Source organism: Nocardia sp. NPDC058497 (assembly GCF_042720195.1).
Taxonomy (GTDB): Bacteria; Actinomycetota; Actinomycetes; order Mycobacteriales; family Mycobacteriaceae; genus Nocardia.
In genome coordinates this window covers 1-1972 of the sequence record NZ_JBHXMY010000832.1, presented here as the reverse complement: position 1 = coordinate 1972, position 1972 = coordinate 1, and the positions used below count along the sequence as shown (strand labels likewise).

The window sequence follows — 1972 nt, the reverse complement described above, 5'->3', positions numbered from 1 at the left end:
CGGGGCCAGCGGGGGGGCCCCCGGCCGGCGCCGCCCCGGCCCCCGGGGCCGCCCGGGGGGGCTGCCGGGGCCCCCGGCGTGGGACCCCCCGGGCGGCCGGGGGGGGCGGCCGGGCCGCGGCGCGACGGAGGTGAGCGTGGGATGCAGGAGAAGTCCGTCGCCGATGGTGTCGGTGATCTCGGCGGCAGCGTCGTGGGCTGCTCTGGTGATGCGGCGGGCAGGTCCGGCGGGCACGCGCGCGGCGAGCAGTTCACCGAGCGCGAGCAGCCGGGTAGGCAGGGTGTGGTCGCCGTGACGGCCGGTGAGCTGTCGCGGGGCCAGAATATCGGCGCCCTCGCCGCGCATGATCTCGGCGAAGCTGATGCCGGTCTCCTTCGCGAGCACGATCGTGGTGAACAGCCCGATCATCCGCAGCGACCGCGTGCGCACCCGGACGATCTCCGCGCCCGCACTGTCCAAGGCCGCCGCGGCGCGATCGCGCGCGGCCAGCACCGCCCGGCCGACACCCGGCGCGAACGCTCCGTCGAGCAGCACGACGCGCACCCCACGCAGCGAGGTGGTCGCCGGATCACCGAGCTCCAGCTCGCGCACCAGCGGATCGGTGCCGTCCGGACCTGCCATGATGCGCAGCAGGGGCATGAGATCGTCGGCGCAGCGGGCGATCAGCCCGTTCGCGCACAGCGCGGCGACACCGTAGGGCGGTGGCCACGCGCCGGTGGTCGGCACCAAACCCGTCGACGGGCGGTGTCCGAAGACGCCGTTGCAGAACGCGGGAATGCGGATCGACCCGAGCGTGTCGGTGGCAAGGCCGAGGGGCGATCCGCCGCTGCCGACCGCGGCGCCCTCGCCGCCGGACGACCCGCCCGCCGTGCGGGTCCGATCGTGGACATTGCCGGTACGCCCATAGAGCCGGTTCTCGGTCTCGATCCACATGCAGCCCTCGGACGTGTTGGTCAGCCCGAGCACGATCGCCCCCGCGTCCAGAACCCGTTGCACCACAGTCGCGTTCGCGGACGGGCGCACATGCCTGCGCGCCAGCACACCCGCCGTGTTGGGCAGACCGGCCACGGCCAGCGACTCCTTGACGGTGATCGGCACACCGAACAGCGGCGGCAGCGTCACCGGACCGGTCGCGAGGTGGGCATCGGCGGCGTCGGCCTGGGTTCGCGCGGCCTCGTAGCGGTCTACGACGACAGCGTTGGTGGCGGGCGCGAAGCGTTCGAGCACGGCGATATGGGCATCGACCACCGCGCGGACACTCACCTCGCCCGTGCGGATCGCGGCAGCCAGGCCGATGGCGGATTCGTCGGTGATCGTCGTCCCGATCGGGGTGGAGCTCATGCGTTACATTATTACGTGAGGTGTCAACTCGATCGGTGTTTGCCGGAAGGTACTCCGGGCGCAGCGGCGGTCGGATCAGGGCACGCTGTGGGTGAAGACCAGGATGCCGCCGACCAGCAGGGCGACGACCTTCCCCACTTCGAGCGCGATGTACGCGTGATGACTGTGCGAGCGCGGCGCGTCGATGCCGGCGAGCACGGCATCGCTGCGGCGGGTCAATCGCGGGCGCACGGCGACGACCTGGACGGCGAAGACCACCATGGCCACGGTGAGTGCCCGCGTGGCGGCGGTGCCGGGGGAGTCGGCGAGGATCGCCACGAGAATCGTTGCGGCGAGGGCGAGTTCGGCGATGTTGAGCGCGCGGAAGACCAACCGGCCGATGCCGAGCCCGATCGGCACGGTCACCCCGGGCGCCCGGAACTTCAGCGGCGCCTCCAGGAACGAGATGGCCAGCACCATGCCGAGCCAGCAGAACGTCGCCGCGGCGATCACGGCCCACGCGGTGGTCATGTCGATCGGGTCCTCTCCGCCGGTGTCCATACCCGACCAGAACAGGATCGCCGATGGATCGTGATCTGTCCCGAGTCCGCGTCGGCCGGCTGCCGGCCCCGGCTGGGATACTGTCCCCGCC

2 protein-coding genes are annotated in these 1972 nt (G+C 72.5%); both read right to left on the bottom strand.

Annotated features, from left to right (window positions below; all coding sequences use genetic code 11):
• Positions 1 to 1341: amidase (locus tag ACFWPJ_RS31530; protein WP_378856972.1), on the bottom strand; the 1341-nt coding region annotated here is incomplete at its 3' end.
• A 75-nt stretch (positions 1342 to 1416) separates the two neighbouring features.
• Entirely contained in the window at positions 1417 to 1851 is a 435-nt protein-coding gene (locus ACFWPJ_RS31525) for a hypothetical protein (protein ID WP_378856974.1), read from the bottom strand.
• Positions 1852 to 1972: the final 121 nt, after the last annotated feature.